This is a genomic window from Terriglobales bacterium (assembly GCA_035561515.1).
Classification (GTDB): domain Bacteria; phylum Acidobacteriota; class Terriglobia; order Terriglobales; family Acidobacteriaceae; genus DATMXP01.
On sequence record DATMXP010000024.1, the window covers coordinates 149,689 to 172,751 of the forward strand.

The window sequence follows — 23,063 nt, forward strand, 5'->3', positions numbered from 1 at the left end:
GCCCGAGCGCATCGGTAAATCGTCGGCCACAGAATTTTGGGTTGGGCGTGTGGGAGTCTTCTTCCCGTGGGGCGGGATAGCAAAGCCGCTGCGAACGCAGCATCCCCAGCCGGGTGGGAACACGGGCGTCGCAGCCCACAAGAAACGGGCACTCGGACAATGTCCGAGTGCCTGAGTTGCCAAGTAGTAGAGTTACGCTGCCGATTTCGCCGTGCTCTTCTTCAGCTTTTTCTCTTTAGCTTCCTGTTTGGCACGCTTGGCAGCGAATTCCGCCTCGACCGCCTTGCGCACTTTTGCCACATCCACGCGATGACGTTTCGCCGTTGCTGTCAGCACATCGTTGTCGCCTTCTGCTGCCCGATCTGCCAAGTCCAGCAAGGTGATCTCGATTAACAGTTTGGACAGGGCCGCTTCATCCGCTTGCCGCAGCATCTTTGCGATGGCCTGCTGCACCTGCTGAATACTGACGCTGTTGTCTGTCTTTCGATCAGCTTGTGTCGCCGCGCCAATAGTTCCCGGCGAAGCGGTTCCAGCTTGTTGAACAGCGCACTAGCCACCAACGCAAGATCGGCGCGGTCAAGCGGTGAGCCGATGCGCTTCAGTACCTCTGCCAACATGCGGTGCCGAATCGTGATTTCGAGCCGCATCTTTTCCAGTTCCTTCCTACGCCGTGCGCGTTCCTTGGCCATCTGCTCCGGATCGGGAGCGCGACGGTCGGCGAAGTGAATGGAGCAATTGGTGTCGGCGCAAACTTTCACGATCTGTCCGCGTGCACAGCCATCTACCACAATCGCCTCGCTCATCTGCTTGCACGGCTTCTGATAAGGCGAGAGCGGCGCTTGTGCCTTGCGCTTCGCGGCGGAAAGGTTCAGCGCAACGTAGTGATTGCGGGTTAGCACATTGTTGTTGCCATTCGTGCCGTAGCTGGTCGCGATCTGTACCAGTTTCGGTTTTTCGGCAATTTGCTGCTCGATGTGTTTGCCGAGTTTGTTGTTGTAGCAACTTGAATCGCTGCAACTGTCCTTCAATGCTGCATCGAAGAGTAGGGTGTTGAACCCGGTACGCTTGGGGCAATTGACGCAACTGCCAGCTTCGGGAACAAGCGTCTCGTCCTTTTTGTCGAAGGGGATGGAATCGAGCGAGAGCAGGATGTTTGGCTCAATCCATGCCGATAAGTCCCGAACCGGAAGCAACACACGACTGTCTTTGCCGCCTGTCCATACGGTACGGAAGGCAGCATCGAACGCCCGTTCTTGTTCCGATTGGGGTAGCTTGGCAATCTCCAGCGCATGACCAACACCGATCTGGTCGGCGAGAAAAGCATCCTGAATTTGTGGAACCAGTTCGGTTAAACGAAGTCTAGTGGTTTATGTTGCATAGTTACTTATGTGGCCTTCAGATGGTCGCTTCTATCGGTGTCGCGGTGAAGCCAGAGCTGAAGACCACATAAGCTGGACGTGGTCAGATCGTTCGCAAGAACTGCATCAGCCCTACGATCGGTTCCAGAGTTGACTTCTGCATCTCCGGCGTCTGGCATCGGTCAAGCGCACGCGCTTTTGCTTCTAGGTCGATTTCCGCATATATCTGCGTCGTATCGAGCGACACATGTCCCAGCCATGCGCGGATGGTGTTCAGATCGACGCCCGCCCGCAGCAAGTGCGTGGCCGTGGAGTGGCGCAGTGTGTGCGGGCCGATCCTTTTCGAGAGCAACGATGGCGCACGCTTGGCCGCCTGAACGGTGCATGTTCGGATGAGTGCATAGATGCCGTAGCGAGTGAGCGGTTCTCCACGTCGATTGAGGAAAACCCTCTGTTCCGCCGAGCGGTTTCTTACAAGTTGTTCCAGTTCTTGCGCCGTTTTGGGCCACAGAGGGCATTGGCGCACCTTCCCACCTTTGCCGAGGATGCGAACGCTGGCGGCCAGAGGAGGCCGCGTATCCAGCGCCAGATCGCCGATACGAAGATTGGCGGCCTCGCTGGCACGCGCGCCCGAGTTGTAGAGGAACAGTAACAGCGCATAGTTCCGCCGCCCCTGTGAAGTTGCGCGATCCGGCACAGCCAGCAGCGCTTCGACCTCATGCTTGTCGAGGTAGGAGACTAGTTCTCGCACCGTCTTCTTGAAGGGAACCGTTCGCACCTCTCCCGCCCATGCGACATGTTGAGGACTATGCTCTGCGATGAAGCGCGCCAGCGCGTGGATCGCAGCCAACCGTTGATTGCGTGTGCTGATTTTGACCTTACGAACCTGCTCAAGATGAGCGAGGAAGGCACGGACCCGGTTGGCTGAGAGATCGATGACCAGCCGCTGATCTGGCGGCTTTTCTGCTCGATCCGCAACGACCGGAAGCAGCAAGGTAAGCGTGTCACGATAGCTTTGCTGCGTGTTGCGCGACAGGTTTCGCTCATGAACGGCATATTCCAGAAGGAACCGGCGGAGCCATGGCCCTAGCAACTCGCGCTTATCCATGAAGCACCTCCTGAGCATAACCTGCGAAGCGGAGAGATGCCTCTGCAAGAAGTTCGGGCGTCATTGTCAGGTAGCGCTGAGTGCCTTTCAGATTTACGTGGCCCAGATGAGTCGAGAGAGCCGGAAGCAGATTCTGTACGTCGGAGCCTGTTCGATACCACGCCGTGAGCCGATGCACAGCGAAGGTGTGACGGAGATCGTGCAGTCGCGGTTGATAACGAGCATTGCTGCGATTCACACCCGCATGATCGCGCAGCCGGAGGAACGCATCTTCCAGAACGAAGCGCGCCACGGAAGCGCCGTTCTTATAGCAGAAAAACGGCGCCGCATCGGATCGATCATGTTCCATCTGCCGGCGATTGCGGTCGTATTCGGCAAGCACGCCGCAGAGTTGAACGTTGAGAGCGATGCGTCGGGTTTTATAGAACTTGCTCTCCCGGATGGTGAGTGTTGCGCCAGGCAGATCAACATCTGCACATGTCAGATGCAGGGCTTCACTGGTGCGGAGGCCCGCGCCATAGATCAGCAGAAGCATGACTCGCAGAGTGACGGATTCCAGCTTCAACCACTTCTTCTGGTAGCTGGTAACTCCGTCGAGTAGTCGCTTCAGCTCTTCCCGTGTGTAGATATACGGAACGAAGGGAACCGGCTCTTTGGCGCGACGCACCGGGACAGGAGAACGGTCCGTATAGCCGCGACGGATAGCGAACTCCCAGAAGCCTTTGAGTGCATCGTGTTTGCGATGCCAGAACAAGGTCACCGGGTCGGCCTTGCGGCCATTCAGATATTGGAGAACATCCTTGGATGTCACCGTCGCCATGGCAACCGCATCTCCCATCCGCTTTACGAACGCACGAAGTATCGTGGCTTCTGTCTCGAACCTCATTCCCATGGACTGCTTCAGTGCAACATATTCCAGTGTGGCAAGCTTCAGATTCATAGCAGACCTCCAAGATCAAGCTCCGCCACTTCGCGCAATCTGGGCATGTCTACCTTTGCGTATACCCGCGTGGAGTCAGCCGAAGTGTGCCCGAGATGTCCTCCCACCTCTGTCAGCGTCAGGCCCTGCGCAAGCAGGTGCGTAGCGCAGGCGTGTCGAAGGCTGTGAGGGCCGGTCCGCGGAGATTCTATTTTCAACCGCTTCATGCGATCGCCGACGACTCCGTAAAGCCCGCCTGGAGTAAATGGTCGATGGGGAGCGTGGAGCCGCAGGAAGAGTTCCTGATAAGCACATTTCGGACGCACCTCCCGCACGTATCGTTCGATTGCATCAGCAAGCGCTGGAATCACAGGACAGATCCGCGCCCGGCGCTGTTTGGTAAGCGGGATGGTCAGCGTGCGATTTTCCCAGTCCACATCGCACAGCCGGATGCGTCGAACCTCGCCGATGCGCATTCCGTAAACCGCCAGCAGCAACAGGATCGCACGATCCCGTATGTCGTATGGATGATCGGTCTCAGTGCTCGCCAGAAGACGTTGCACATCGGGCCAGGATGGCCCCAGTGGCAAGAACTCCTGACGATATATGCGCGGACCGTGGATTTCTACGCCGATACCTGGCTTGGTCCACTTCTTCACCTCGGCATATTTGAAGAAGCCGCGTATGACGTGCGCCATGGTGTTTATTCCACGCCGCGTCCATCCCAGCTTTCCGAGATGTGCAAGGAACCCCTCTACATCTGCCAGCCGCATTTGCTTGAGAGTCTTGTCTGCGGTGTATCGAAAGAACTTCGGAAGTTCCCACTGAGCTGTAGTGACGGTTGCTTTCGCCAACCCACGTTCTTCTATCATGTAACGGCAGTACGCATCGATCTCGGCTTGGTGCGGAGTCGGCGGCCCGCTCTTCTCCAGTAGCCGCCCCGCATGACGCAGCCAACTGCAAGTGAACATTCGGAACTCACGTTCGGTCTTGTAAGTCCCCTTTGCCATCGTGTTCAGATACGGGCGATGAGCCCATGCCCGTGCCGCTTCCTCGACTGCCTCTTGTTTTACGGGACTGATGTCGTCCAGATTCATGTGCACGGCAGCTCGAAAGAGAACACCGGCCCTTGCACGCAAGGTATGCAGTGTTGCACCTCCTGCCGCCAGATATTCCAGATAGGCCAAACGAGACTTCGCCGCAGGACCGTTCTCGTGACGAGTGGACGTGTGTGCGCACCGATATAAGGTTTTGAACATGTGCTTCCTCCTGGTAGGAGGTTCTTCCATGCACATGCGCTCGTCTATTTATGTTGTGCTCAGTCGTGCTCTTACCGGCAGAAAACACCCCAGCCTAGCGCCATCGCCACATAAGCAACTACACAACATAAACCACTTTATGTTGAAAACCACATAAAGTGGCGATGAATGACGGATTTTTGCCAACCTTCGCTGCCAAACTCGGGATGTCGTATTGAAGTCCGTCCGTTTCGAGAAGTGCCTTAAATCCCAGAGCTTCTTCCAGCGGGTGAATGTCCTCACGTTGCAGGTTCTCGACTTATCTTTAGTTCTTCAGAATCTGTCCATGACGTCTATAACGATCCTTTTCTGGACGTCGTGGAATCTTTAACTGCAGAGCGTCTATGACGTGCAGTAGGAGTGAAGCTCTCTGCTCGCCGGAGGAAAGTAGCCTGCGTTGGCGCAGTGAGCGTAGCGAACTGCGCCAACGCGGGCTGGCGCCTTATCTCTGGGAGGGTAGACGTGATCAGAGTGCAACGAATCATCGTGGCGGATGGCCACGAGCGCAGCTGGATCGTCCTGAATGGGGATGGACAGGCGGTCGTCGAAGTCAACGAGTACCTGTTGTATCTCCACCATCTGGGGCGATCTCCAAACACGGTCAGAGCATATGCCCATCATCTTCGCCTGTTCCATGAGTTTCTGATCGCTCATCAGCTTGGCTGGAAGCAGGTCGTGCTGAATGATCTTGCAGCGTTCATAGGCTGGCTTCGCCGGCCATCTGCCGTCAGACTGCGCTCTGACTCAACGATCAATGTCATCCTGGCAGCAGTGGGATCGTTCTATGAGTATCAAGATCGGCTGGGCATAGAAACGGAGATCAGCCGCTCACGACGATTCGGAGCAAAGAGTCCCTATAAGCCATTCCTGCACCACATCAATCGAAGACAGACTCTTCGGCAATCCGTGATGCGCGTGCCGACGACAAAGCGGTTGCCAAAGGTGCTTGCGGCAGCAGATGTCCAGCGTCTGCTGGAAGCCTGCATGCATCTTCGAGATCGTCTTTTGTTGTGCCTGTTGTATGAAAGCGGAATGCGCATTGGCCAGGCGCTTGGTCTGCGGCATGCAGACATACGGTCGTTCGATGGAGAGATCGAGATCGTGCCGCGCAGCAATCTCAATGGAGCTCGCACAAAATCACGGAATCCATACGTGGTCCATGTCTCCAAGGATGCGATGACGCTCTATGCGGATTACCTGGTTCATGAATGCAGAGAGGTCGCACACGACTATGTGTTCGTGAACTGGTGGGGTGGCCACGTTGGGACGCCGATGAGCTATGGAACCGTGATCGATCTGTTCCGCACTCTGGGGACGAGAACGGGACTGCGCGTCACTCCGCATATGTTCCGTCACACGCATGCGACCGAGTTGCTGCGGTCTGGGTGGGATGCAGCCTACGTGCAGAAACGCCTGGGGCATGCGCATATCCAAACTACGACGAGCATCTACGCGCATCTGTCCGGAGAGGACATGGGAGAAGCGTATGCACGTTACCTGAGGGAACGGGAGCGTGCGCGATGAACCGCCGGACTGCACAATGGAACCCCAGCAAGCAACGTCGTCTTTGTGTAGAGCTAAAGGGCTTCTGGTCCGAGGATGTGTGGGATATGCGATGTTGCCCAGTGGAAGGACTATCCCCAAACTCAAATCAACGCCACTTACGCTTCGAATGCAAATCACCCACGATCAATGGCGAGCTGAAATATGTGTTCCGGAAGAAGTTCGTTGAGCGCCAGTGGACGAGTACACAGGAGCTTAGCAAAATCCATCTACTGATGAAGTGGCTGAATAGTCTGAAGCATCTTCCTGTATCGCTCATGGAACGTGATCTTGAGTGGTGGAGGCGATCCTATACGGCCTATCTGAAACGGTGCGGGATGTATCGGATGGGAACCACGAGCCGCATGGACGGCGATCAGCAACCACGCATTACACCGCGCGACAGCGCCTACATCAGCACACTGCGGCAGGCCGTTGTTCTGTTGGGCGACGCATACGATGAGCGTTCCGAACAGGAGAAGGACATCTGGGATCTGCGTCGTTTGTCGATGCTGCACAATCCCACGCTGTCGCCGGGACCGCTCAACTTCCTCCTGATCAAACAGCCTTGGCTCCGTGCCGCGGCGAAATCCTTCCTGGCATACTGCCTTCCGATTTACGCCGAGGGAACGTGTCGTACACGATTGCAGGCTCTTGTGTGCTTCTCGGAGTTCCTTGCTATCGAGAAGCCTCGTGCTACAGCGCGTTCGATCACGCGCCCGCTGTTGCTGCGCTATCTGAGCTATCTTCCAAATCGGGTATGTACCGGGACCAGGAAGAATCACATCATCAATCTGCGAACGTTCCTTGAAATGGCCCATCGGGAAAGATGGCTACCGGTGGGGCCTGAAAGGCTGATCCATGACGAAGAGGTTCCGCAACCAGCGAAGCCTCAGCCTCGCTATATCCCTTCCACGGTACTCGACCAGCTGAATCAGCACCTTCACGAACTGAGGCCGGCGTGGATGCGGATGGTGCTGATTCTGCAGGAATGCGGGATGAGAATCAACGAACTGTTGCAGCTTCCTTTGGACTGTCTGTCGCAAGATGCACGCGGCGTCTTCTATCTCCGCTATCTTCAAGGCAAGGTCCGACGCGAGAATGCAATCCCTGTCTCACAAGAGATTACACGCGTCGTACAGGAGCAGCAGGAAGCGGTGCGTGAGCGCGGTAAACCATCGGCTCTCCTGTTCCCGAGCGAACGTGGGCGTCCAATCCGCCAAGCCAGCTTCACGCAGGCAATCAATCATCTGGCCTATACTCACCAGATTAAAGATGCGATGGGTAAGCTCTTCCGCTTTCAGTCGCACCAGTTCCGCCACACGGTTGGCACGCGGATGATCAATCTCGGCGTGCCACATCACATCATCCAGCGTTACCTGGGACATAAGGGTCCGGAGATGACCAGCCGCTATGCCCACATTCACGACAGCACGATGCGCGAGAAGTTATCGGAATATCTTGCGGGAACACTCGTGGATGTCAGCGGAAAGAAGGTGGTGGAAGACACGGCTAACGATACGGCGGAGTTGCAGTGGTTCACGCGAAATGTGCTTGCACAGGCGCTGACCAACGGCTACTGCGCGATCCCAACAGTAGCTGGCCCGTGTCCTCATCCGAATGCCTGCCTGAACTGTGCGCACTTCCGAACCGATATCACCTTCCTGGACGTTCATCGATCTGAGCTGCGTGAGACAGAACGAGTGATCGCCAAAGCAGACGCTAACGGCTGGGTGAGACAAAGCGAGATGAACCAACGGAAACGCACAAACCTGGTGAACATCATCGCGTCTCTGGAGGCGGTACATGCGTAGGAATACAGAAGGACTGCAACGCAACGCGAAACTCAGAAGCGCCTCTGCTCTGGAGAGAGCACAAGCGGCACTCGGTCATATGCAGAAGAAAGAAGCCGCGATCAACTTCCGGGCAGTCGCGGCCCAGGCTGGAGTCTCTACGGCATGGCTCTACAACACGAAGCCTCTACGAGACCGCATCATGAAACTGCGTGCTATCTCGAAGACACCTGTCGAAAACGATTCAAGAAATCGTCGGCTCATGTCGCAGGAGCGTGTAATCGCGACCCTGCGGCTTCGCGTCAAGCAACTGAAATCGGAGAACGAGGAACTGAAAGGACAACTGGAGCGCGCCTACGGTCAGCTTGCTACACATGCCCCGAGCTCCAACTCTGCACGTCGTGGACATGTCCACGACGTGCAGAGCAGCAGAAACAAAGGAAAGTCTCTTGACAGCTACAGATAACTCCACAACCTGCACTTCGACGGCCTCGGCATCGCTGAGTTCTACGAGGCGGACGGGAACGGTGGGAAGGTCAGCCAACTTCGCCGCGCGGAACCTCCTCGCTCCCGCCACCACTTCGTACTTCTCGTCGTCTATCTTGCGCACCACGAGCGGTTGTAGCACGCCTTGGGTTTTGAAACTGGCCGCCAATTCCATCAAAGTCTGTTCGTTGAAGCGGCGGCGCGTGTTAGTGGGTGATTCCTGCAACTGGGCAACAGGCAGGTTGCGATATTCGTTGTTCGCGGCAGTAACAGCTTTCGACATGACATTCTCCTTTTTTTGATTGAAGGTTGGGCGTCATGCGGACAGGCACACTTTCACCTGTCCGCGCCGACGGGCGAGTGTGTCTAGGCCGCGCTTTGAGGCGCTTCCTCGTTTGTAATCTGGGACTCGGGAGCCTCTTCAGAGGCCGATTCCTCCATCTGAATGGCCGCAAGGATCACGGAAGCCGTCTGCTGCACCATCTCAAGGCTTTCCGTCAGCAAGTCAGCATTGCCGTGGTATAGCTGGATGTACGAGGCGCTGGTGCTCGCATTCAGACCAATGGCTTTGGCAACAACAAAGGCAACGGCTTCGGCTTCGGTCTCACGTACAGCCTTGGTGGTGGCAGTGCGACGCTCTGCGGAGTGCAAAAGTTCGTGTCCCGTTTCATGGACCAACGCGATGAATTCCTCGGGCTTGGTCTGTCCGGGCAGCAGCGCGATTCTGCCGCCGTAGGAAACGCCGAGGGCAGGTGCGATGGCGTCGTTGTATTCCAACTCGATGCCACGGGAAGCAACGAACTCCCGCAGGCGATTGAGATATTCGCCAACTTCGCCTGTGGTCTCCCCAAGCGTCGGAATAGGTTCGCCCTCGGTCTGGACTTCATCCCACACGAACACACGGCGGAATCCAAGCAAAGTGGGCTTGTTGGGGTCAGCAGTTTGGTCTGTGTCTGACTCTTGTTCGCGTTTCTTGCGGCTCTTGCCAACAATCGGGGCAAGAATGGCGATGCCCTTTTCGCCGCGCTTCACACGGCGTCCAAGCTCGTTCCACGTCCGCATCCCGGCCACATGCGTTGCCGAAGGCCGTTGTCTCGCGATTAAGAGCACATTACCAAAGGAATAATTTCGGAAATGTGCCATTGCGTCGAGGAACGCCGTCAGGACTTCGCTGTGTCCTGCCTCAAGCTGCTGAATGAGGTACTGGACGTTTTCGCGGATGAGTTGCTGTGCGGATTGCGGCTTCCGATTTTTCCTGTCGGAAGCCGAATGGCTGACGGCTGTGCGGTTGCTGTTGTTGTTGCTTGTAAATTCCATTGTTTTTTCCTTGTCTGCCCGGTGGGGCGTTTTTTCCTTTCATCTGGGAGCGAAGCGAAGGAAAAAACGGACCACCGGCGGACAAGGAGGAACGACCGGAGGGCGAGGGCGAAGGACCGAGAGGCGGGCGCGACTAGTGACAAACACGGGTTATCGTTTGGCGCGCAGGCGCGTTGTCCGAAGGGCTGTCCCGTAGCGCAGCGGAGTGGTCGCCCTCGCCCGAAGGAAGTGGAGAAATGACGCGCGTAGCGCAGCTAAGGGTTACGGTGTTGTTTTTGTATCCGGTTGTCGAAGCAACAAATTCCAGCGTTCAAAGGTGGCTTCCGGGATTTGTATCTAAAAGTGAATAATCGGCCTAAATAGATATCAATCACCAAAAGATTCTTGCTTTATCTTGACCTTGATGAGTGCCAACTCCTCGCCTGGTAATTCCTCAGCTGTTCTGTGCCTTGCAGAAAGCAACGGAGATATGGATGGAATGGAAAACTGATTCGACTGATCTTCTCCTTACGCCTGAACAGGTGGCCGAACGACTCTGTGTCTCAGTCGATTGGGTGCGGGACCACTCTTCGCGAAAGACTCCTCGTCTTCCGGTCATTCGATTGGGCGGGGGGCCGGGTCGAAAGGGACTACTGCGTTACCGTGCCAGTGAAATTGAAAAATTCATTGCGGAATTGGAGCGACTCAGCACTGCCGGACGACGGTACAATAAGCCAACCCCGCCCATAGCGGCTCCCTAACGGGAGGACTATGGTGAAGAAGTCGTATCAGAAGGGCTGGATTCGGCCCAAGGGTAAGAAGTGGTACGGGTATTACGAGGTCAAGAAACTCAACCCTGAAACGGGACGAGAAGAGTGGAAGACGGCGGCACCGATTGCGCTGGGCTTTCGCTCCCAAATGACTAAGTTTCAGGCTCGTGATGCTCTGGCGACAGAAATTGCAAAGCGGATGGGAGTTAGTCCTAAGCCGCAAACCGATATGAAGGTAATCACCTTCGGTTGGTTCGTTCGCAATCGCTGGTTGCCACTGAAGGAAGCAAACTGGAAGGAAGAAACAGCACGGGATAAGAAGTGCATAATTCAGAAAGATCTGCTCGATAAATTCGAAAGCATTCCTCTGGAGCACTTCGATAAATTCACGTTGCAGGTTCACTTGAACGACTTGGCAAAAACTCGTTCGCGAGACCGCGTGCTGCAGATACGCGCATACGTGCGCGACATTTTTGCCGAAGCAGTCGATCAGGACTTCCTTCCCAAAGACCCGGCGAGGAAAGTGGAGGTGCCCAAACAGCTGGCGGACACCGACACCACAGTTCTCAGCTGGGATCAATTGCGAAGCGTGCTGGCGGAGTTGAGCTTGAAAGACCGGCTCATTCTCGAACTGGACATGACCGACGCGCTGCGTCCTAGTGAACTGTTCGGGTTGCGCTGGCGCGATTTCAACTATGACGAGTGCCTGCTGGAACTGCACGAGACGGTGTACCGGGGAAAGCTCCGCAACTGGGGTAAAACCAAGAAGGCGCTGCGCCCCGTGCACATTCCGAAAGAACTGGCAGACGATCTCTGGCTGTGGCGGCAGAAGTCGAAGCACCCGAAGGCCGAGGACTTCATCTTCTCAAACCGGTTACGAAAAGGCGGATTCATCGATCCGCAGAGTTACCGGAAGAAGATGCGGAAATTGGGCGAGGACTTGGGACTGCCGAAGCTGACCTTTCAGGTGATCCGGCGCACGATTGCTACGCTCGGACAAAAGAAAGGGACACCCAAGGACATCCAGGGCGTATTGCGGCACTCGCGGCTATCGACCACCACCGATGTTTACATGCAGGAGATTCCCGAGAGCGTGAAAGCGACGGTGGCGGCCATCAACCAAGAACTGAGGCTGAAGCCGCAGGCGGCAAAAGCTTCTTAGAAATTTCCGGCCAATTTCCGGCCAAGCGCTTCGAGGTGGGTCCGCTAAGTTGTTGAAAGGATGGTGGACCTGGTCGGGATCGAACCGACGACCTCTTCCATGCCATGGAAGCGCGCTCCCAGCTGCGCCACAGGCCCACTTTGTGGGTAATGCGGTGAATTGTCGAGACTTATTCTCTCGTATCGCCGACTGTTAGTCAAACCGGGGCCACTCTCATCAGCCCTCTTCATCGCACGTTGGCGCATCGAAAGCACAGAGCACGCGTATGACGAAGTTTCCTCGAAAAGGTACAACCGCAAGCTATTGGAGCCTGGCCGTAGTCGGATTCCTCCTGCTCATGGTGCTGATCTATCTTTTCCTGCGTCGGACTCCACCTGCACAATCGCAACCGGACCGTCCTCAAAGCGGTGCCGTGGTGTGGCAGCAACCAAGTGCGCGATCGTAGCCGGGTTGCCTTTTGGAAAACCCAAGTTGCTGAATTCTCGTCTAAACTAGGAGCGGCGCCATGTGCGCCGTTTCTTATGCTCAAGAAGATCGTCTCGTTCGCCCTGTTCTCCGCCTCCATGTCGTTCGCACAAGTTGCCGCACCGGCGCAACCCAATGCCGCTCCTGCCGCGCAGGTGCCCATGTCGTATGGACTCTCGCAATCGCTGGCGCAACTGGAACAAGCTGCACGAAGCACCGTCGTGGACCTGAGCCGGGTTCGCGTGGACAGATGGAAGGCAGACGGCCGCTACAAGGACCAGTCACGCGCGAATGTGGAATCCGTACAGCGCAACCTCGACGCTGCACTGCCCAGCCTCATTCAGCAGGTTCGGCAGAACCCTTCGAGCATAGCCGCGGTTGTGAAACTGTATCGGAATCTGAACGCGGTCTATGACGTGATGGCGTCGGTGACAGAATCCACGGGAGCATTCGGATCGAAAGACGACTACAACATGCTCGCCAGCGATCTCGGAAACATCGAGAATGTGCGTCGCTCCGTGGCGGACGAACTGGAGCAGATGGCCGCGAATCAGGATGCACAGTTGAACCAACTGCGGGCGCAGATCCGAGCTCAACAACAGGCAGCGGCCGCAGCGCCTCCGAAGAAGGTAGTGGTGGACGATAACGCGCCTAAGAAGAAGCCGACCTCGACCAAGAAGAAAGCGGCAAGCTCCGGTCAGACCAAACCTCAATGAGGGCAGAATGCCTCAGCGAGCAACTCGGTAATGTGATATAAACCGTCGTTATGGAAGTATTTGAGCGTATCCTGTTCGGTTTTCTGATGGTGTTGTTTGGCATCGGAGCCCTGGGGTGCGCGATTACGATTCCGCTGGCGGCCGCCCGGTTTTTCGCAGTCCTTTTCGAGAAGGGCGAGACCGACCAACACCGCGACACCGAGTTCACTCCCGTCTCTCCAAAATAGCCTCCTCTAAACTGCTGTAACCACGAGAGTTACCAGCCTGTGCAAAATCGGGAACATTTCCGTCCCCTTTGGGGTCTATAGGAGTGTGGGACGCAATGCCCCGGTGGAAGTCCAAATCGGGACATGCGGTTGAGTCCTTGTTACGGGCGTGTGTTGTTGTAGGCAAAAGTTCCTGCTAATGTGGAGGTGACGCCATGAGAACCATGGCGGGAGCAGCAACCTTGGGCGAGTTAGCAGGCGCACTCAATGTGCGGGTGGAAGAGTCTGCGATCGTGGCCGAATTAAAGGCCGGATCGGATGAGGCCTATTCCTGGCTAATAGCCCAGTACCAACCTCCGGTATACAACCTGGTCTACCGCATCCTGAATGACTCTGCGGATGCCGCCGACACCACACAAGAAGTATTCCTGAAAGTGTTTCGAGGTATGAAGCACTTCAACGGTTCTTCGAGCCTGAAGACGTGGATCTACCGTATCGCGGTCCATGAGGCGTCGAATCGCCGTCGCTGGTGGTTCCGGCACAAGTCGAAGGAATCTTCGATGGAGAACGCCGTGGAGGATTCGTCGTTTGAACCCATGGCAGCGGTAAAGGACACATTGGTTGATACCAGCGCTTCGCCGTTTGACGACTGTGCCCGAGGTGAATTGCGGGCCAGGGTTGAAGCGGCGCTTTCGCAAGTCGCGGAACCGTATCGAACCGCGCTTGTGCTGCGCGACATAGAAGAGCTGTCGTACGAAGAGATAGCCGAGATCACTGAGTCCACGATGGGAACGGTGAAGTCGCGTATCACGAGAGGCAGAGAGGCCCTGCGGAAGAAACTGGAGAGGTATTTGAGAGAAGCGAAAGAGGTTCCCTCACCTCTAGGTCATTCGGGCCGGGAAGTCGAGGTTACGCCATGAATTGCTTGAGAGTTGGATCGTTGTTGTCGACATATCTGGACGGCGCACTGGAGGTCAGCAAGGCGCGGTTAGTTGACGCGCATCTTGGTACATGCGATAAGTGCACGGCGCAGTTGGCGGGACTGAAGCAGACCCGCACCATGCTGCTTTCCGTCGGACGCAAGCCCGCGCCCGGCGATCTCGCGCTGAAGATCAAGTTGGCCGTATCGCGTGAAGCCGCGATCTTGAACCAGGGCCCGTTCTCGATGGTGCGGTTCCGTCTGGAAAACGCACTGAACGCCTTCATGGTGCCCGCAACGGCAGGATTGTTGAGTGCAATCGTTTTCTTCGGTCTTCTTATCGGCTTCTTTGCTATTCCTTCGCTCAACAATGATGTGCCGGTACAGACCATGCTCTACACGCCGCCCGAACTGGCGATGGCGCCCTTTGGACTGTCGAGCAGTGTCTCGACGGATTCAGTGGTGCTGGAAGCGGTGGTTGATCCAAACGGAAGGGTACAGGATTACCGCGTGCTCTCTTCCCCGGATGGGGTGGGCATGATCGATCAGCAGTTGAAGAATATGCTGATCTTCACGATTTTCCGGCCTGCGACTTCCTTCGGAAGACCGACGACCGGACGGGTGATTCTGTCGTTTTCGCATATAAACGTAAAGGGTTGATCCTGGAGTTTTCATGCTACCGGCCGTCATAGAAGCAGCTATGACGGCTTTTCTATGCATCGAAGCTTCAGCCACTTACACGAGAATTCATTCGGGTTTGACCGTGCTGATGCGGAATCCGTAAACTTTCAGCAGGATTCCGCTCCAGCTTCAGGGAGGATTGTGCTGCAACCGCGTCGTTTCATACTGCCCGGGCTCGTGTGCCTGCTGCTCTCGCTGACTTCCACCGCCCAACAGAAATCAAGGGTCGAACTCGAACCGAACGAGACCGTGTTCGCCGTAATGACCGGAATCAACACCTGCGGCTACGATCGCGAGTTGGATATCTCCGATCCGGTCCGCAAAGAAGTGCGGTCGATGGTCTCAAGAGCCATCGAAAAGTCGAGTGAGGCTGCACAGGCAACACAGCAGATGTGCGCCTTCTATCGCGATCACAGCGTAGATCCGGCACGGGACCTTTCGCAGTACGTTTCGCTGGCACTGAACCTGGGCCCCGCTCCTGAATTCAAGCCGACAATCAAAGAAGCGGATATGCCTCCGGACGCCACGTACGTTCTGGGGTTCGTTCCGTTAGTGGGCAAGTTCTATTCAGCCGCAGGGCTGGCGAAGATATGGACCTCCGTGCAGCCGAAGTATCAATCCATGATCGACGAGTTCCATGAGCCCCTGGCGAACATGATTCTCGCCACCGACGTGTATCTCAAAATTCCGATGAGCGGCTATACGGGGCGGCAGTTCGTAATTTACGTGGAGCCGATGGCTGGTCCCGGGCAGGTAAACGCGCGCAATTACGGAGAGAACTACTACCTGGTGGGAGATCCGACGAGCAGCGCACTGAAGGATCAGGTTCGTCACACCTACTTGCACTTTGTTTTGGATCCGCTCGCTGCGCGGCGTCCAACGGCGATGAAGAAACTGGACCCTGTGCTGAAGGCAGTCCAATCAGCGCCGCTCGACGAGAGTTACAAGCGCGATGCTTCCCTGCTTGTGACTGAGTCACTGATTCGCGCCATCGAAGCGCGCACTATGCCGGGCGGAAAGGCCGCCGAGCCAAAGCGCGAGAAAGAAGTCGCGGACGATATGGCGGACGGGTTCGTGCTCACACGCTATTTCTACGACTCGCTCATTAAATTTGAGCAGGAGCCGGTAGCCTTGAGCACGGTTTTCCCCGACTGGCTGTATTACATGGACGTCTCGAAGCAGCAGAAAATCGCCGAGCAAACGACCTTCGTTGCGCGCGGCCGGGGAGAAGTGGTCTCGAGAAAACCAGCACCTCCGCCCAGCACTTTGGAACTTGCGAACCGCAAGCTGGCCGAAGGCGATCCCGATGGAGCGGAGAAGCTTGCCATGCAGGCGGCGAAGGAACAGCCGTCTGAGGCGGCCAGAGCATACATGCTGCTGGGACGAATCTCCGCACTCCGCCGCGACAAAGATTCAGCGATTAAATACTTTGAACAAGCACTGCAGGTGGCGAAGGATCCGCGCTTAATTGCCTGGTCGCACATTTATCTGGGACGCATTTATGACGTGGATCAAGAACGGGACATGGCAGTGAAGCATTACCAGGCCGCACTTCGAGCGGGAGATGATGCTCCCCAAACGAAAGCAGCTGCCGAACTTGGTTTGAAAGCCCCCTATCAGCGACAAGCATCAGACGACAAGGATCAGTAAGTCTCCATTGGGAGACGGGCGTGCCGGCGCAGTCGGTAGCCGAATATTAAGGAGAAGAAATGAATAGAACGATCGCAATCCTCGCATTAATTTCTGCGTCCGGATTGGCATTTGCCCAGACAGGCGGTGCCGCACCTCAAACGCCTCCCCAGGGACAGGCACAGACGCAGCCGGCAACCGGCGCTACCGCGGGGCAGGCACCTGCAGGACAGGCAGCGACGCCTGCGCCAGCACCTGTCGGAAAACGGCAGCCACAGGCAAAGACTCAGGAAGAGTTCAAGGCCTATCAGGACGCAGCAGCCAAACCGGATCCGGCAACGATGGAGCAGTCTGCCGACGCTTTCGCAAAGCAGTTCCCCGAAAGCGAATTGCGCGCTCCGCTTTATCAGACGGTGATGCTGCAGTACCAGAACGCCAACAATGCGGAAAAGGTAATCTCCAGCGGCCGTAAATCCATCGAGTTGGATCCCGACAATGCTGTTGCACTCGTGACGGTGGCTTCCACTATTGCGGTGAAAACACGCGAAACCGACATCGACAAAGAAGAGCGGCTCGCCGAAGTGAAGAAAGACGCGCAACGCGCCATCGAGTTGATGGACTCGGGTAAGGGCGTGCCGGCGAACTACACGCCGGATCAGGCGGGGCAGTACAAGAGCACCATTCTTGCCATGGCATACGGCGCACTTGGCCAGGCAGAGTTTGTCAACAACAACTACGCTGCGGCGGAACAGGCACTGCGGAAATCGACCAGCTTCACCAACATCCAGGCCGACCCGATCACCTGGTTCCAACTTTCGCTCAGCCTCGATCGTCAGCAGAAATATGCAGACGCACAGCAAGCGGCGGAAAAGTGCATTCAGGTCGCGCAGGGACACCCGGTCGCGAAGTATTGCGAACAGGAAAGAGACCACGCGAAGCAGGCAGCCGCGAATCCGCCGGCGAACAAACCGGCAAGCACGTCGGGACCACAGACCATCACGCCCGGCCCAACAACGAAGTAGCAATTGTCCAGGAGCCCCGCGCAGAACGAATGCGGGGCTCCCTTCCCGTATGAAAGTTCCTGATCTCTCAAAACTCGAGAGTGCTCTCGGCCACACTTTTCAGGACCGCTCATTGCTGGAACTGGCGCTGACTCACAGTTCTTTTGCACGCGAGGCGGAATCACAGCAAGCGGCCAAGGGCGAAGCGAATAGTGTCGGCGACAACGAGCAATTGGAATTCCTGGGTGATGCCGTGCTCGGCCTGGTCACAAGCCACGAGCTTTACCAGCGCTTTCCGCACTACCAGGAAGGACAGTTGTCGAAATTACGCGGCTACCTGGTCAGCGAAAAACATTTGATAGTCGCGGCGAGCAAGATAAAGATCGGCCGATATCTTCGTCTGGGCCGCGGCGAAGAATTAAGTGGTGGACGCGAGAAGACTGCGCTGCAAGTCGACGCGCTGGAAGCCGTACTTGCTGCGATGTACCTGGATTCAGGAATCGACAAGCCGCGCCAGTTCATCCTTGATAAGGTGATCGGTGTTGAGGTGCGAAAGCTGAAACGGCGCCGTGCCGATACGCCGTTGCCCGTGACCGATTACAAATCGGCGTTGCAGGAAATTACCCATTCGATGGAGCTGGAACAACCGTCTTACTTCATCGTGCGGGAGCAAGGCCCACAGCACAACAAGACATTCACAGTCGAGGTTCGTCTTCGGAAGAACGGAGGCGGACGGCCCGTGTTCTCAGCACAGGCGCAGGGGAGCACGAAGAAGAAAGGCGAACAGGCGGCTGCGAAAGAAGCGCTCGATTACTTACAGAAAGAGCACAAGACGAAGTCTCGTAAAAGTATTCAGTGAACGTTGTGACCGAACCCGAAGTTAACGTCGAGCGTGCGACCACGCCGGCTCCGCGGAAGGAACACTCCCAGATGGATGTGTTGGGGGGAGCCCAGTGGCTGCTGACCGTCGTGGTGATCGCGACCTTCGTCATGACATTCGTAGTGCAGGCGTTCGAGATTCCTTCGGAGTCAATGGAGAACACGCTGCTCATTGGCGACTACCTGCTCGTCGACAAAGTGCAATACGCAGGCAGCAGTGTGCTGGGGTTCATGCTTCCCTACCGCGCAATCCAGCGGGGAGACATCATAGTTTTTAGGTATCCGGTGCGGCCTGCTCAACACTTCGTGAAGCGGGTAATCGGGATTCCTGGCGACCGAGTCCGCATCTCGAACAAGCAGGTGATTGTGAACGGCGAACCCATCGCCGAACCGTACACCATCCATAAGAGAAACGATCGCGATCACTATCGCGACGACTTCCCCACCACCAAGTATATCTCCGGCAACGTGGAGTCAAAGTGGTGGATACAGATGAGGAAGCTTACGGAAGACGGCAACCTGATCGTTCCGGAAGGGCATTATTTCGTTCTGGGGGATAACCGGGACGATAGCCTGGATAGCCGCTACTGGGGTTTTGTTCCGGTCGAAAACATCGTGGGAAGGCCGCTGATTATTTATTGGTCCGTGGACCGCGAGCGTGAGGAAAATCCTGAAATTAAGACCATGAATGCTAAACTTGAGCGTCTTACAAATATCTTCAAACGGCTGTTCAGGGACACGCGCTGGAAGCGCACCATGACGGTCGTGCATTGATACGAGGCGCAACCCATTTGGCGAAAGACAAGAAAGCCGACGTAAAGCCCACAAAGAAAAAAGAAACGCCCATGGAGTTCATTGCTTCCATGGCGTCCATCCTAGTCGTGGGGCTTTTCATCATCACGTTCAACCTGCAGGCTTTTGAGATCCCTTCCAGCTCGATGGAAGATACTCTGCTGATTGGCGACCACGTCTTCGTTGACCGAGTAACGCCTGCGCCCAAAACAAACTGGTTCCCCATCATCCCGTACCGGGATGTTCATCGTGGCGACATCGTTGTCTTTCTCTCGCCCGCGGAACCGGGCTTGTTCGTGGTGAAGCGCGTAATCGGCGTTCCTGGAGATAAGCTTCATCTTCGCGAAGGCAAGCTGTTCCGCAACGGCGAAGAGGTGCCTGAGCCGTTCGTGAAGCACAGTCGCGGAGACTATATTCCCTACCGCGACGATTTCCCTTCCGTGTCGCCCATGCTCGGCGGAGGCGTTACGCCGGAGTGGAGTCTCACCATGCGCGAGCACATCCAGGATGGCGAACTCGTGGTTCCTCCCGACAGCTACTTCGCAATGGGTGACAACCGGGAGGTAAGCTACGATGGGCGATATTGGGGCTTTATTCCTCGTGAAAACGTTGTTGGACGCCCAATGGTGATTTACTGGTCGTTCGAGACGCCCAAAGATCAATACCTAAAGACAGCGTGGAGCGATCGAATCAAGTTCATTGGAAAAGTGGTTCTCAACTTCTTCAGTGAAACCCGTTGGAATCGTATGCTTCACATCGTCAGGTAGATCACCTGGACTACGCAGGCCCGCACGAACTCCGGTTTGCCTGCCTCGCTGGATACCGCTGTTAAATGCTTTCACGCTCTCAAAAACGGGTGGTGGTCGGTGCTGCGATTCTGGTTGTCGTGGTGCTGTTTGTTTTGCCTGCGATTAACGTGAACCGGTATCGGATGTCGGTGGCGCGATCCTTGAGCAACGCTCTCGGACGCGAAGTTACTGTTCAGAGCATCGAGATCCAGACGTTTCCTCAGCCCGGACTTGCACTCAAGGGCGTTGTGGTCGCAGATGACCCAAACATCAGTGCCGAACCAATGCTTCGTGCGGATGAGGTGCTGGCGACCTTGCACGTGAGTTCCCTGTGGCGAGGACGACTAGAAATCTCCACCCTGAAGCTGGCCTACCCCAGTTTGAATCTGGTGCGGTCGTATGACGGTCGCTGGAACGTTGAGTCATTGTTCGAGCGCGCCCGGCAAACGCCAACAGCTCCCACTGCGCAGCCTCGTCCCGAATCACGCAGACGGTTCCCCTACATCGAAACCGATGGTGCGCGGATCAATCTGAAGCTCGGCAATGAGAAGAAGGTGTTTGCGCTCGGTGAGGCCGACCTGGGGTTGTGGCTCGCCTCGGAAAACGAGTGGCGCTTGCGGCTGGAAGCGCGGCCAATCCGAACGGACGCGAACCTCAGTGATACCGGCACGTTGAAGATGGAAGGCAGCCTCCGTCGTGCCGAGCGACTTTCTCAGACGCCCATCTCCCTGAAGTTCTGGTGGGAAAACGCACAACTCGGCCAAACGACGACTCTGGTCTACGGTCGCGATCGTGGTTGGCGAGGATCAATTCGGGCGAGTGCAACTGTTCAGGGCACGCCTGAGTCGCTCAAGGTCAACGCTGACGCGCGACTGGAAGACTTCCGCCGGTACGACATTACGTCGGAGGATTCGGTCGGCGCTCGTGCGCGCTGTGAAGCTGAGCTGAGCCTGACCTCGCATAAGATCCAGAACCTGTACTGCCAATCTCCTCTCGGCGGCGGGATGTTGCAGGCGCGTGGCAACTACGAATGGCACACGCAAAAGCGAGGGGCCTTCACGTTCTGGGCGGAGAACGTTCCCACCCAGTTCGTTCTCAACGTTGTCCGGCACATGAAGAAGAATATTCCGCAGGACGTTTCTGCGTCTGGAATGATCAGTGCATCGATGGCAGTCGATGACCTGAACGGCGTGCGTACGTGGGCCGGCAACGGAGAGATGTCATCGGTCAAAGTTCAATCAACGGTTCTCCGCGAGCCGCTGGTGATCGCTGCAAACCGGTGGCGCCTCATAGGTCCGGGAACAGAGCACTTCCTGGCAGCAGCGAAGCTGAAGCGGGCACCACAGCCATCCCTGCCTCAGCCGAATGCGACTGCCTTCGGATTTGAGCCGGTTGCGATCCCCATGGGCGGCACCTCGCCGGCCACGGTGACCGGATGGTTTACGCGCGAGCGCTTCGTGACGGAACTAAAGGGCGAAGCTGAGATTGAGCGTCTCTTCCAATTGGCCCGATTAGCTGGACTGCCGACGTCTTCGACCGATTTAGCCGGAACCGCAAAAGGCAGGCTGATTCTGAGTGGTTCCTGGCAAGGATTCGCGTTACCGACTTACGCAGGAGAAGCGGACCTGCAAAGGGTAACCGCCAAGTTGAATGGCGTAGCTTCACCATTGCGGTTGCAGACTGCGCACTTCACCGTCGACACAAACTCACTGGCGTTGACAAAGGCCGTCGGCAGCTTTGCCGATATTCCCAGCATCTTGGATTTTTCGGTTAACTGGCCAAGGAATTGTGCAGCGTCAGACTTGGCAGGAGATCATTGTGCAGCAACCTTCGATATCAAAGCCGACCAGCTAAACCTGGATAGGATCAACTCACTGCTTAATCCCAAAGCCCAGAAGCAGCCCTGGTACGCAGCGCTCGCCAAGTCCGTTATGGGCCAGAATCGAAGCACGCTGCCTGAGATCTATGCCAGCGGAAAGATCGCGGTCGGCAAGGTTGTAATCAAGGGTGTGACGGCAACACGGTTTTCGTCTGCATTGTCCATCACGCCGACTGGTTTTCATCTTTCGAACATAAGTTCAGAGGTTTTGGGCGGACGATATTCCGGTGACGTCACTGCTGAGTTCGGGAGCGCCCCCCCTGTGTACGAGTCGAAAGGCAAGTTCTCCAACGTGGCGTTCGGGAGTATCTCGTCGGTGATGAATGATACCTGGGCGAGTGGCAAAGCGGACGCCAGTTACTCTGGCAAGGCGACCGGGTGGAACGCCGAGGAACTGGCCAGTTCGGCTGCTGGACGCGCCACTTTTCAGTGGCATGAGGGAGAGTTAAAGCACATCAACCTGGATGGCGCCGGAAACCCGCTCCGGTTCAAGCTTTTTGCCGGGTCCATGGAACTCAAATCAGGGATTCTCACCATTTCAGAAAGCAAATTGCAGACGAGAACCGGCATCTATCAGGTAAGCGGAACAGCGTCACTCGGCCGTGCGCTGGAAGTAAAACTGGCGCGCGACGGTGCTCCCGGCTACTCAGTTTCGGGTACGCTGGAGCGTCCAAGAGTTTCGCGATTGAAGGTTCCGCAAACCGAAGCAGTTCTCAGATAGACGCTTGATGCGCGTATTCACTTTTCCAGCAATCCTCGTCATAGCTGCTCTGGCGCTTGTCGCACAACAGCAGCAGCAGACCCCCGCGGCTTCTTCCACGCAGGCCATCTATAACGCCCAAGTCCAATCGGCACAGAAGAAGTTCGACTACATAATCCAAAACGGTGCGAAGGCAGCACCGGACCAGAATCCCACCGTGCTGACGGAGAACGAGATCAATTCCTGGCTGATGTCCGGCAATGCCGAACTGCCCAAGGGCGTCAGGAAGCTCCAGTTCAGGGGCAATCCCGGAGTTATAGACGCCACCGCGACTGTCGATTTCGATCAGATTACGGCCGGGAGGCGTTCCAGCCACCCGCTGCTTTCGCTTTTTCGTGGCACACACGAGGTACAGGCCAGGGCTAGCGCTGCCGGAAGCGCGGGAGTAGGGCAAGTACACATTGAATCGGTATCTATTGATGGCGTCGGCGTACCGAAGTTCGCGCTGGAGTTCTTTGTCGACAAGTACATACGTCCGAAGTATCCGAATCTCGGAATGGATTCTACCTTCAGACTGCCTCACAAGATCGATATCGCGCGTGTAGGCTCCCGAAAGCTTACCGTAACCCAGAAAGCACTTAAGTAGAGCAGAGTTTGCTTTGCGGCATGCGTGCAG

At 56.2% G+C, this 23,063-nt stretch carries 22 protein-coding genes and 1 tRNA gene; 15 read left to right on the forward strand and 8 right to left on the reverse strand.

The annotated features are described in order from the left end of the window. Positions 1 to 192: 192 nt before the first annotated feature. From VN577_11810 to VN577_11830, 5 genes are all read right to left on the reverse strand, one after another. Positions 193 to 453 carry a hypothetical protein gene (locus tag VN577_11810; protein HWR15507.1) on the reverse strand — a complete coding sequence of 87 codons (261 nt, stop codon included), beginning with the start codon at positions 451 to 453 and terminating at the stop codon, positions 193 to 195. Then, a complete protein-coding gene (locus VN577_11815; GenBank protein ID HWR15508.1) occupies positions 390 to 1,196 on the reverse strand; it encodes a hypothetical protein in 807 nt (268 codons plus the stop codon). The genes VN577_11810 and VN577_11815 overlap by 64 nt, the downstream gene beginning before the upstream one ends. A 265-nt stretch (positions 1,197 to 1,461) precedes the next feature. Next, complete coding sequence (locus VN577_11820; protein HWR15509.1) at positions 1,462 to 2,466, reverse strand: tyrosine-type recombinase/integrase; 1,005 nt, start codon at positions 2,464 to 2,466, stop codon at positions 1,462 to 1,464. Next, complete coding sequence (locus VN577_11825; GenBank protein HWR15510.1) at positions 2,459 to 3,406, reverse strand: tyrosine-type recombinase/integrase; 948 nt, start codon at positions 3,404 to 3,406, stop codon at positions 2,459 to 2,461. Before VN577_11825 ends, VN577_11820 begins: the two co-directional genes overlap by 8 nt. Beyond that, the gene (locus tag VN577_11830) at positions 3,403 to 4,644 is read right to left on the reverse strand and encodes a tyrosine-type recombinase/integrase (protein ID HWR15511.1); all 1,242 of its coding nucleotides are present in this window, start codon (positions 4,642 to 4,644) and stop codon (positions 3,403 to 3,405) included. The genes VN577_11825 and VN577_11830 overlap by 4 nt, the downstream gene beginning before the upstream one ends. Before the next feature lie 501 nt (positions 4,645 to 5,145). On the opposite strand from VN577_11830, the gene VN577_11835 reads away from it, so the two are divergent. Then, positions 5,146 to 6,207 (forward strand): tyrosine-type recombinase/integrase, encoded by a 1,062-nt coding sequence (locus tag VN577_11835; GenBank protein ID HWR15512.1) that lies wholly within the window; start codon positions 5,146 to 5,148, stop codon positions 6,205 to 6,207. Beyond that, on the forward strand, positions 6,204 to 8,039 hold the full coding sequence (locus tag VN577_11840) for a tyrosine-type recombinase/integrase (protein HWR15513.1): 1,836 nt from the start codon (positions 6,204 to 6,206) through the stop codon (positions 8,037 to 8,039). Before VN577_11835 ends, VN577_11840 begins: the two co-directional genes overlap by 4 nt. A gap of 223 nt (positions 8,040 to 8,262) precedes the next feature. On the opposite strand, the gene VN577_11845 is transcribed toward VN577_11840, so the two are convergent. Further along, positions 8,263 to 8,787 (reverse strand): ParB/RepB/Spo0J family partition protein, encoded by a 525-nt coding sequence (locus tag VN577_11845; GenBank protein ID HWR15514.1) that lies wholly within the window; start codon positions 8,785 to 8,787, stop codon positions 8,263 to 8,265. An 83-nt stretch (positions 8,788 to 8,870) separates the two neighbouring features. After that, positions 8,871 to 9,821 (reverse strand): ArdC family protein, encoded by a 951-nt coding sequence (locus VN577_11850; protein HWR15515.1) that lies wholly within the window; start codon positions 9,819 to 9,821, stop codon positions 8,871 to 8,873. A 750-nt stretch (positions 9,822 to 10,571) separates the two neighbouring features. On the opposite strand from VN577_11850, the gene VN577_11855 reads away from it, so the two are divergent. After that, the gene (locus tag VN577_11855; protein ID HWR15516.1) at positions 10,572 to 11,732 is read left to right on the forward strand and encodes a tyrosine-type recombinase/integrase; all 1,161 of its coding nucleotides are present in this window, start codon (positions 10,572 to 10,574) and stop codon (positions 11,730 to 11,732) included. A gap of 61 nt (positions 11,733 to 11,793) precedes the next feature. Here the strand turns inward: VN577_11855 and VN577_11860 are convergent. Next, positions 11,794 to 11,869: transfer RNA gene (locus VN577_11860), tRNA-Ala, on the reverse strand. 128 nt (positions 11,870 to 11,997) lie between these two features. Between VN577_11860 and VN577_11865 the strand changes: the two genes are divergently transcribed. From VN577_11865 to VN577_11920, 12 genes are all read left to right on the forward strand, one after another. Beyond that, positions 11,998 to 12,177, forward strand: coding sequence for a hypothetical protein (locus VN577_11865; GenBank protein ID HWR15517.1), 180 nt, complete (start codon positions 11,998 to 12,000; stop codon positions 12,175 to 12,177). 76 nt (positions 12,178 to 12,253) lie between these two features. Further along, entirely contained in the window at positions 12,254 to 12,913 is a 660-nt protein-coding gene (locus VN577_11870; protein HWR15518.1) for a hypothetical protein, read from the forward strand. A 50-nt stretch (positions 12,914 to 12,963) separates the two neighbouring features. After that, positions 12,964 to 13,140: a hypothetical protein gene (locus tag VN577_11875; GenBank protein ID HWR15519.1), complete on the forward strand. Its 177-nt coding sequence runs from the start codon at positions 12,964 to 12,966 to the stop codon at positions 13,138 to 13,140. A gap of 194 nt (positions 13,141 to 13,334) precedes the next feature. Then, positions 13,335 to 14,039 (forward strand): sigma-70 family RNA polymerase sigma factor, encoded by a 705-nt coding sequence (locus tag VN577_11880; GenBank protein HWR15520.1) that lies wholly within the window; start codon positions 13,335 to 13,337, stop codon positions 14,037 to 14,039. Next, positions 14,036 to 14,698 (forward strand): zf-HC2 domain-containing protein, encoded by a 663-nt coding sequence (locus VN577_11885; protein ID HWR15521.1) that lies wholly within the window; start codon positions 14,036 to 14,038, stop codon positions 14,696 to 14,698. Before VN577_11880 ends, VN577_11885 begins: the two co-directional genes overlap by 4 nt. A gap of 162 nt (positions 14,699 to 14,860) precedes the next feature. Continuing rightward, the gene (locus VN577_11890) at positions 14,861 to 16,369 is read left to right on the forward strand and encodes a tetratricopeptide repeat protein (GenBank protein ID HWR15522.1); all 1,509 of its coding nucleotides are present in this window, start codon (positions 14,861 to 14,863) and stop codon (positions 16,367 to 16,369) included. Between the two features lie 59 nt (positions 16,370 to 16,428). Next, the gene (locus VN577_11895) at positions 16,429 to 17,370 is read left to right on the forward strand and encodes a hypothetical protein (protein HWR15523.1); all 942 of its coding nucleotides are present in this window, start codon (positions 16,429 to 16,431) and stop codon (positions 17,368 to 17,370) included. A 49-nt stretch (positions 17,371 to 17,419) separates the two neighbouring features. Further along, positions 17,420 to 18,208, forward strand: coding sequence for a ribonuclease III (gene rnc / locus VN577_11900; protein ID HWR15524.1), 789 nt, complete (start codon positions 17,420 to 17,422; stop codon positions 18,206 to 18,208). Then, entirely contained in the window at positions 18,205 to 19,002 is a 798-nt protein-coding gene (gene lepB, locus VN577_11905) for a signal peptidase I (protein ID HWR15525.1), read from the forward strand. The genes rnc and lepB (VN577_11905) overlap by 4 nt, the downstream gene beginning before the upstream one ends. Before the next feature lie 17 nt (positions 19,003 to 19,019). Continuing rightward, a complete protein-coding gene (gene lepB, locus VN577_11910) occupies positions 19,020 to 19,787 on the forward strand; it encodes a signal peptidase I (GenBank protein HWR15526.1) in 768 nt (255 codons plus the stop codon). Between the two features lie 65 nt (positions 19,788 to 19,852). Then, on the forward strand, positions 19,853 to 22,408 hold the full coding sequence (locus tag VN577_11915; GenBank protein ID HWR15527.1) for an AsmA family protein: 2,556 nt from the start codon (positions 19,853 to 19,855) through the stop codon (positions 22,406 to 22,408). 7 nt (positions 22,409 to 22,415) lie between these two features. Continuing rightward, complete coding sequence (locus VN577_11920) at positions 22,416 to 23,033, forward strand: hypothetical protein (GenBank protein ID HWR15528.1); 618 nt, start codon at positions 22,416 to 22,418, stop codon at positions 23,031 to 23,033. Positions 23,034 to 23,063: the final 30 nt, after the last annotated feature.